Annotated in this window: 6 protein-coding genes; 4 read left to right on the top strand and 2 right to left on the bottom strand. The window is 58.4% G+C overall.

What is annotated here, in order from left to right:
• Nucleotides 1–282: 282 nt before the first annotated feature.
• The gene (locus GWC77_RS26310; RefSeq protein ID WP_173261965.1) at nucleotides 283–3,807 is read right to left on the bottom strand and encodes an indolepyruvate ferredoxin oxidoreductase family protein; all 3,525 of its coding nucleotides are present in this window, start codon (nucleotides 3,805–3,807) and stop codon (nucleotides 283–285) included.
• Nucleotides 3,808–3,952: 145 nt separating this feature from the next.
• On the opposite strand from GWC77_RS26310, the gene GWC77_RS26305 reads away from it, so the two are divergent.
• Nucleotides 3,953–4,426 carry an Lrp/AsnC family transcriptional regulator gene (locus tag GWC77_RS26305; protein WP_173261962.1) on the top strand — a complete coding sequence of 158 codons (474 nt, stop codon included), beginning with the start codon at nucleotides 3,953–3,955 and terminating at the stop codon, nucleotides 4,424–4,426.
• 89 nt (nucleotides 4,427–4,515) lie between these two features.
• Here the strand turns inward: GWC77_RS26305 and GWC77_RS26300 are convergent, their stop codons facing one another.
• On the bottom strand, nucleotides 4,516–5,361 hold the full coding sequence (locus GWC77_RS26300; RefSeq protein WP_173261959.1) for an SDR family NAD(P)-dependent oxidoreductase: 846 nt from the start codon (nucleotides 5,359–5,361) through the stop codon (nucleotides 4,516–4,518).
• Between the two features lie 223 nt (nucleotides 5,362–5,584).
• Between GWC77_RS26300 and GWC77_RS26295 the strand changes: the two genes are divergently transcribed.
• The 3 genes from GWC77_RS26295 (at nucleotide 5,585) to GWC77_RS30400 (ending at nucleotide 8,008) form a co-directional block, all read left to right on the top strand.
• Entirely contained in the window at nucleotides 5,585–6,262 is a 678-nt protein-coding gene (locus tag GWC77_RS26295) for a heavy metal response regulator transcription factor (RefSeq protein ID WP_173261956.1), read from the top strand.
• Nucleotides 6,262–7,680, top strand: coding sequence for a heavy metal sensor histidine kinase (locus GWC77_RS26290; protein ID WP_173261953.1), 1,419 nt, complete (start codon nucleotides 6,262–6,264; stop codon nucleotides 7,678–7,680). The genes GWC77_RS26295 and GWC77_RS26290 overlap by 1 nt, the downstream gene beginning before the upstream one ends.
• Nucleotides 7,681–7,759: 79 nt before the next feature.
• Nucleotides 7,760–8,008 (top strand): DUF4148 domain-containing protein, encoded by a 249-nt coding sequence (locus GWC77_RS30400; protein ID WP_367949117.1) that lies wholly within the window; start codon nucleotides 7,760–7,762, stop codon nucleotides 8,006–8,008.
• The last annotated feature ends 123 nt before the right edge of the window (nucleotides 8,009–8,131 follow it).

The following is an 8,131-nucleotide window of genomic DNA, read 5'->3' as shown; positions in this document are numbered from 1 at the left end:
TGCCGCATTCTGCCGCAACCAGCCATACCTCAGCTTGTCGATTCAGAGCGCCTCAAGGGTTCGCTGCGCCGGGCTTACGCCCGCCCTTGACCCGCTAACATCACCCACTCGGAATTCAAAAGAGGCCTTTTTGCTGACCTGACGCGCTAAGCCGATGGCCGACGGAGCAGCGCGTGCGCAAGCCCTGGTATCGTCCGCGCATGCGAAAAAGCCGCTGTGTACATGCAGCGGCTAGGGGAGGACTTCGATAATTGCCGCGAGCACGCCGTGCCCGCAACGTCACTATCGGTGTCGGCCTTCCAATAACTCGCTCCGCAATTTTTGACGAACCGGTTGAACAGCCGCGTAGTTTTTTTCTTTGACGATTCCAAAACCTCGCACGTGCATTGGAAGTGCAGTCAGCTCAACGGCCGCGTTATGGGACTCGATAGAAAGATGCGCCAGAACGAACTGCACGTCATCCTCGAATTCACGAATCAACGCCCGTTCCATCTGGCGGTCTGCCTGCCAGCCGAAAGGATCGATAACCGTTCCGCGCATCATCTTCCCATGCTTGAGAATGTTGAGCACGAACATCATCCACCAGCCGCCGAAAGCCCGTTTCGTTCTTCGTCCGGTCTTTTCATCCTTGCGGGAAAGGATGGGAGGAGCCATGTGGTACGTGAAGTTCTTCGCTCCTTCAAAGCTTTCTGCCAGGCGACGCTTGAAGCTGCCATCGGTATAAAGACGCGCCACCTCGTACTCGTCCTTATACGCAAGCACCTTGTAATAGCTCCGCGCCACCGATGCGGTGAGCTCCGCGTGCACGCCTCGCAACCGAGACTCTTCAGCTTTTACCTTCTCGATCAGACTTTCGTATCGTTTCGCATACGCGGCGCTTTGATATGCTTCGAGGTCGTTCTTGCGTGCCTTTACGAACGCATCGAGATTAAACGGTTCGGCTCTTTCGATCGATAGCGGATTTAGCTTGTCGATGACGTGCGCGTCTTGAGCAATGAGCCGTCCCCACAGAAAGGCGCGCTTATTCATCTCAGCCGCCGCCCCATTGAGCTCGATTGCCCGTGTAATCGCGGCCTCGGACAAGGGAATCAGGCCGCGCTGAAAAGCGAAACCCACGATCATCATATTCGATGCGATGGAGTCACCGAAAATGGCCTCCGCTGCGGCCGTGCAGTTCCAGAATGATGACGTTGCGTCGCCTACGGCTCCTTCGATGGTTCTTCGATAAGCCGACTCACCCAGATGCAAATCCCCGTTCTTCACAAAATCGGCCGTAGGCGTGATATGCGTATTGACCACTGCGTGCGTCGCGCCATATGCAAAACGAGAAAGCGCGTCTTTTGAGGCTGCAACGACAGCATCGCACCCAAGCAACACATTCGCGCCCCTCGATTCAATTCGCGACGTCAGGATTTCTTCCCGGCTGCCCGTAATCTGAACGTGGCTCATAACCGCGCCGTTTTTCTGCGCAAGCCCCGTGAAGTCGAGTGTCGATGCGCCGCGCCCTTCCAGGTGAGCCGCCATCGAAAGGAGTGCGCCGATCGTCACTACGCCAGTTCCGCCAATTCCCGTGACGACAATACGGGCGTGACGCCGGATATCCGGCGGGACATCGAGTGGCTGGCCAAGCCGGCCACGCAAGTCCTGCTCGATGGCATCGATCCGGCTCCGATCGGGCTTGCGGGGCTGAAGGCCTTCAACTGTGACGAAGCTGGGACAGAACCCTTTGATGCAAGACATGTCCTTGTTGCAGGTGGACTGGTTGACTTCCCGCTTGCGGCCATATTCGGTATCGAGCGGTTCTATTGCGATACAGTTCGATTGAGCAGAGCAGTCACCGCAGCCTTCGCAGACATCGGGGTTGATGACGACGCGTGCGGGAGGCGTCGTCATGGTGCCGCGCTTGCGACGGCGCCGCTTTTCGGCAGCGCAAGTTTGTTCGTAGACGATAACCGAAACGCCCTTTTGCTCCCGCAGACGGCGCTGCAATGCGTCGAATTGATCCCGGTGGAGAACCGTAACATTTGCTGGCGTTGGACCTGAAGTCCTATACTTCGTCACATCGTCAGTGACGATATGCACAGTCGAAACGCCTTCGGCCAACACTTGATCGACTACCCGGGGAACCGTGAGACCGCCTTCGGCGGGCTGGCCACCGGTCATGGCGACTGCGTCGTTGAAGAGGATTTTGTAGGTAACGTTGGCTTTCGCGGCAACGGCTTGACGAATCGCGAGGCTGCCTGAGTGTTGATAGGTGCCGTCGCCGAGATTCACGAACATGTGCGGAAGTTCAGTGAACGTCGACATCCCGACCCACTGCACGCCCTCGCCGCCCATCTGGCAGAATGTGGCAGTGTCGCCAACGTCCCCGAGCGCCATGATATGGCAACCAATGCCGGCTGCGGCGTATGAGCCGTCGGGAAGCTTAGTGGACGTATTATGGGGGCAGCCTGCGCAAAAAAACGGTCTACGGTTCAGCAAAGCAGTTTCTTTGACGCTTAGGATCGGAATCGAATTCCGCCCTGGCGTCCGCTGAACGCTGGTGGCCGGCGCCACCTCGACTCCGGTGTAAGAGAGAAATTTGGTAATCGCCTGGGCCACCTGCGCTGGCGAGAGCTCAAGCGTGGCGGGTACGAGCGAGCTGCCGTCTCCGAGCTCTTTCCCATAGACGTCAGGCCGTCTCGCCGCCTTCACATTAAAGAGTGCTTCCTTTATCTGTCGTTCGACAAAAGACCGCTTCTCCTCGACGACCATCAGGGCCGACATGCCCTGCGAAAATGCGCGTACACCAGCACACTCGAGCGGCCACGTCATGCCCACCTTGTAGATACCTACCCCGAGACGTTCGAGATCTGCAGCGTGCAGCCCAAGACTCGAGAGCGCGCCGAGAACATCACCGTGCGCCTTGCCCACGGTGATAATGCCGACCCTGGAATCGCCGGCACGCAGTATTACCTCATCAAATGGATTTGCACGTGCAAAAGCGAGTGCGGCGGGAAGGCGCTCCTCGACAAGCCGACGTTCCAGTTCTGTGCGCTCGCTTGGCCACCGGAGACTCGCGTCATAGTTGAAGCCGCGCCCGCGCGGAATTTCGATGTCAGATGGTGTGAGATAGCCCCCCTTGGCGGCAGGGCGCTCGCCGACGCACATCGAGCGCCCGCTTTCCACCGTTTCGGTAATCGCTTTGTACGCTACCCAGAGGCCTGCGAACCGAGACATCGCGTACCCAGCCAATCCAAACTCGATATATTCCTCGACCGATGAGGGAAAGATGATCGGCATCATCGCGCTTTCGAAAACATGATCGGTCTGATGCGGAAACATTGACGATTGCGCGGCATGGTCATCGCCCGCAACCGCGAGTACGCCGCCGTGTCGGGAAGTTCCCAGCATATTGGCGTTCCGGAACACGTCACCCGTCCGGTCAACGCCCGGCCCCTTCCCGTACCACATGGAAAAGACACCCTCCACGCGCTTGCCTGGAAAAGCATCGAGTTGTTGTGCTCCCCATACCATTGTGGCGCCAAGGTCTTCATTGAGGCCTGGTTCGAATCGGATGTCCGCGTCTTCGAGCAATTTCTTCTGACGCCAAAGCTCTTGGTCCAACCCGCCGAGCGGCGAACCGCGATACCCTGAAACAAGGCCTGCAGATCTGATTCCCGAACGCTTATCGCTTCGTGCCTGCTCAAACAGAATGCGTACCAGCGCCTGGGTGCCTGTCAGAAAAACGGCCCCACTTTCGCGAAGATAACGATCCTCCAAACGGTATGCGGCATCGATCTCGCGCCCGATTTCAGGGACTCGCATGTTCACAGCACATCTCCACATCTCATCGTAGATGAGCGTTGATTCTAGGGACTTGGACTAAGCGATGTGTGCTAATCTTGGTCAGTAAAAACGCGCGTCTTAGCAAAGTTTCCCAAACAGTTGTCGTTCAGAGGAATGTGGGTCAATGAAGCTCGACCGGGTCGATGTGCGCATTCTCCAAGCGCTGCAGCAGGATGCGCATATCAAGGCCGCAGACTTGGCCGAGTCACTCGGTCTTTCGCTTTCGCCTTTTTATCGGCGGGTACGTCTGTTAGAGGAAAGCGGAATCATCAGTGGCTATGCCACGCTTCTGAACCAGGAGAAGGTTGGACTCCCGGTGAGTGCCTACGTCTCGGTTGCGGTAGACAAGAAAAGCGCGCCGCTGCTCAAAAGCTTCGAGCTGGAGATTGCGAACTTCGAAGAGGTGATGGAGTGTTACCTGATGACGGGAGCCTTTGACTACATGCTGAGAGTGGTTGCTCCCGATATTGCAGGCCTCGAGCGGTTCGTTATGGAGAAGCTGACGAAAATCGAGGGCGTCAGGGATATCAACACGTCAATCTCGCTTAGACGGGTGCATTACAAGACGACACTGCCTGTACGTGTTCGTGGCGAATAGCAAGCCTCCTTGCGCTGGGTCACTCCTGCCCGCTCTATGGGATCGGCAATGACGAAAGCTCGACAGTCCCATGCGCGCGGTCTAGCTCGTCACCCCAGCAGTGTTCGGTGCGGCTCTGGCGGCCCACCCAGTGCGTATCGGTACGATAGCGGATGGGCACCGTCGATATCCGTGAGTCCCAGAAACGCGCCGAGCTCGGCCCCGATCAGCGCGCGCCCCGAATAGTCCATCACGTTTGGCGATGCGTAGAGAGCCGCAATGACACGGCCCGTGAATTGCGGCGATTCCCGTTTTGCCTTGGGGCGTGACGCTTCAGGCAGCGTCGCCAGGTAAGCACGCGCGCGCTCGGTGTCGAGCCCCCCCATCCAGATTGACACAGCAGCAACATTGTGTTCACGCAACTCCTTGGCCATATCAGCAGCCATCTTGTCCGCACCCGCTTTTTGCGCTCCGTACGCAGGACCATGCCAATAGGCCACGGCCCCATAGTGGCCAGTGTTTACGATCAGGCCGCGGCCATTGGCAATCATCAGGGGAGCGGCATGCCAGGCTGCTACATAGTGCGAACGCAGACCGACTGTTACGAGGTCGACGGTCTCGAGCGGTTTTTCCCAAAAACCGCCCGGCATCGTCACCGCGACAAGTTTGGCGGCGTTGTTGACGAGAACATCGAGGCGGCCGTGCTCGTCTTTCACACGCGCGAACAACGCCGCAACCGCCTCGTCGTCGGCGTGATCCACCGCCACGGCAATACCCTTGCCGCCGGCTTTGGTCACACACTCGGCCGTCTCGCTGACGGTTCCACCGTACGGCGAATCGGTCGACGCGGTACTGCGGCCCGTCACGTAGACGGTCATGCCGGCCTCGCCCAACGCGATGGCGATGCCTTTTCCAGCCCCTCGGCTCGCCCCAGTGACCACTGCAATGGCTGCCATGACCCTCCTCAAATCAGTTTTTTCGCGCCGGCGCTCGCTCCTACCAACCGCACAAAGTGGACATCAGAGTGGACGCAAGTGAACCAATCCGCGAAATTTCCGCGAAAATCTGCTCCATCACACGAAGCGATCGCAAAATCAGCGATGTTGCCTAACCTCATGCCCCAGCGCGTTCACGCATAGAATGCTAAGCGTTCCAACCGGTATCACGAGCTGAATCATTATGCGGATATTGATTGTCGAAGACGAGCCGAAGACAGGCGCATATCTGAAGAAGGGGCTGCAGGAATCGGGCTACTCGGTCGATTTGGCAGTGGATGGTGCCGAGGGGCTTGCGTTCGCTCGGGAAGAGCAGTACGACGTGATCGTGCTCGATGTGATGCTTCCGGAAATGGATGGCTGGACGGTTCTGAAGTCGCTACGTGTCACGCAGTCGCCCCCCGTGCTCTTTCTGACCGCGCGTGACGCGGTGCAGGATCGCGTACGCGGCCTCGAGCTGGGAGCGGACGATTACCTCGTGAAGCCGTTTGCGTTCGTCGAGCTGCTGGCGCGCATACGCACGCTTGCGCGCCGCGGGCCGCCGCGTGAACAAGAGCTGTTCAAGGTTGCGGATCTCGAAGTGGACGCAATCCGCCGACGCGTGCGGCGCGGCTCCTCCCGGATCGACCTGACTCCGCGCGAGTTCTCGCTGTTGTTGCTGCTGGTTCAGCATCAGGGCGCCGTATTGAGCCGGACACAAATCGCTTCGTATGTGTGGGATATGAACTTCGACGGCGATACCAACGTAGTGGAGGTCGCTATTCGCCGACTGCGCTTGAAAATCGACGCCGATTTTCCGCTCAAACTCATTCAGACCGTACGTGGCGTTGGATACGTCATCGAGCCTCGAGAGCCTCACTAATGGCGCGCCGCTCCTTGAGCGCGACGCTTGCGCTTTCCTTCGCAGGTATCACCCTCGCGGTGTTTGCCCTGCTCGGCAGTTTTCTTTACTACGCGCTTGATCACCAGGTGAAGGAGCAAGACGATCTCGATCTCGTGCTCGTTGCGCGCCATACACGGCGTCTTGCGGAAGAACTGCGCTCGATCGAGCATCTGAAAGCGCGCGCGGAGCGCCTCACGAGCCAAGTACTGGGCGATGCCTCCATGTCGATGGCGATACTGGACACGCAACGGCATGTATTGGTTGAGCACAACACCGACCATGTGCCGAGTCGTGCCATTCCGATTCGCGGGACACTCGCACCAGTGCCGTCGTCCGCGCGCATCACCGAGTCGGCAATAGCCGAGTGGCACACGACTGACGGCGTGCCAGTCCGCGGCGTGGCCGCGGACATGATCCTTCGGGATGGTACGACCGTCACCGTCGCAGTGACGCGGGACATGAGTGACCGATGGCGTTTGCTCGACCGATACAGAGAGCGCCTGTTCGTGGCTGGGGTCACCGGTATGTTGCTTTCCATGGGGTTTGGATGGATGGTGGCTCGAGCGGCGCTGCGGCCATTGCGCGAGATGGCGGCACGTGCCGCGACAATCACTGTCGAGCGCCTCGAAACACGCATCGAAGTACCGCATGCGCCCGCTGAGCTGGACACTCTCATGGATTCGCTCAACGCGATGCTCGCGCGCCTGCACCGCGGCTTCCAGCGCCTTTCACAGTACACGGCCGACCTTGCCCACGATATGCGTACACCACTCGGCAACCTGCGTGGCGCGACCGAAGTAGCGCTGGCAAGGCAACGATCGATCGACGAATATCAGTCGGTTCTCGCCTCCAATATCGAGGAGTGCGATCGAATCTCACGCATGATCGAAAGCGTTCTGTTTCTCGCACGCGCCGAACAGCCGCAGTTCGGTGCGCGGTTAAGAGAACTTGACGCGTTTCAGGAACTAACGCATATCGCACAGTACTTCGAAAATATCGCCGAAGAAGCGCGTATTCGCGTGGAGGTCGTCGGCACGGCAAGCTTCTTTGCAGATATCGAACTCTTTCGGCGCGCGCTCGGCAATCTGCTTGCCAATGCGCTTCGTCATACTCACGCCGACCACGTCATTACGCTGAGTGCGGAACAACGAGCGAATGGGACCGTCATTATCGTAGCCAACGAAGGCAAGCAGATCGAGCCTGCATTGCTCGAGCGAATCTTCGATCGCTTTTATCGAGTCGACCCGTCCCGTAAAAGCGCCCCCGCGCAAGCAGGCTCGGCAGGACTCGGTCTAGCGATCGTGCGAACAATCATGGACTTGCACGGCGGCTCTGTTCATGCTGAGAGCGATGCGGTCCGTACACGCTTCATATTGACGTTCCCAATGCGTTCGTGACAAGGCGAGAGGCAGCGCCGGCAAAAATGACAGAAATGTAATCAAACAGACAGTGATAGGTCAGCGATAGGCTCGCAAAATGCCTCTACGCTTCGACGGTACGTTCGAGCGCGAAGGCCCCGCTCGGTCAGTGCGCCACGGGTATCGGTCATATCGAATCACGGAATCCACCATGAAGCCTCTCGCCAAAGTCGCTTTGATTTGCTGCGCCCTGAACGCACCGCTTTTTGCGCAAGCTCAAACGGTTAGCGGCACGCTCACACGGACAGAAGTTCGTGCGGAGCTCCTCCGCGTCGAAAACGCTGGTTATCGCCCAATTGCAAGGTAATCGGTAATTGACCGACGTCGTTGCGATCTCAGGCGATCTGATGCAGTGGCGAGCGCAGCGGGTTGTCGGCGAAGAGCGATTTCCAGATTCGCGGCGTGAGTTCGTGCACGCGCGAAGCCGGAT

The sequence above is a fragment of the Paraburkholderia sp. NMBU_R16 genome (assembly GCF_013282575.1).
In the GTDB taxonomy this organism is placed as follows: domain Bacteria; phylum Pseudomonadota; class Gammaproteobacteria; order Burkholderiales; family Burkholderiaceae; genus Trinickia.
This window is presented reverse-complemented; position numbering and strand designations above follow the sequence as displayed.

Coding starts and splice junctions, on each gene's coding strand:
- GWC77_RS26310 (WP_173261965.1), bottom strand. CDS start 3,807: ATGCGAGTCCCTGAAATCGGGCGCGAGATCGATGCCGCATACCGTTTG.
- GWC77_RS26305 (WP_173261962.1), top strand. CDS start 3,953: ATGAAGCTCGACCGGGTCGATGTGCGCATTCTCCAAGCGCTGCAGCAG.
- GWC77_RS26300 (WP_173261959.1), bottom strand. CDS start 5,361: ATGGCAGCCATTGCAGTGGTCACTGGGGCGAGCCGAGGGGCTGGAAAA.
- GWC77_RS26295 (WP_173261956.1), top strand. CDS start 5,585: ATGCGGATATTGATTGTCGAAGACGAGCCGAAGACAGGCGCATATCTG.
- GWC77_RS26290 (WP_173261953.1), top strand. CDS start 6,262: ATGGCGCGCCGCTCCTTGAGCGCGACGCTTGCGCTTTCCTTCGCAGGT.
- GWC77_RS30400 (WP_367949117.1), top strand. CDS start 7,760: ATGCCTCTACGCTTCGACGGTACGTTCGAGCGCGAAGGCCCCGCTCGG.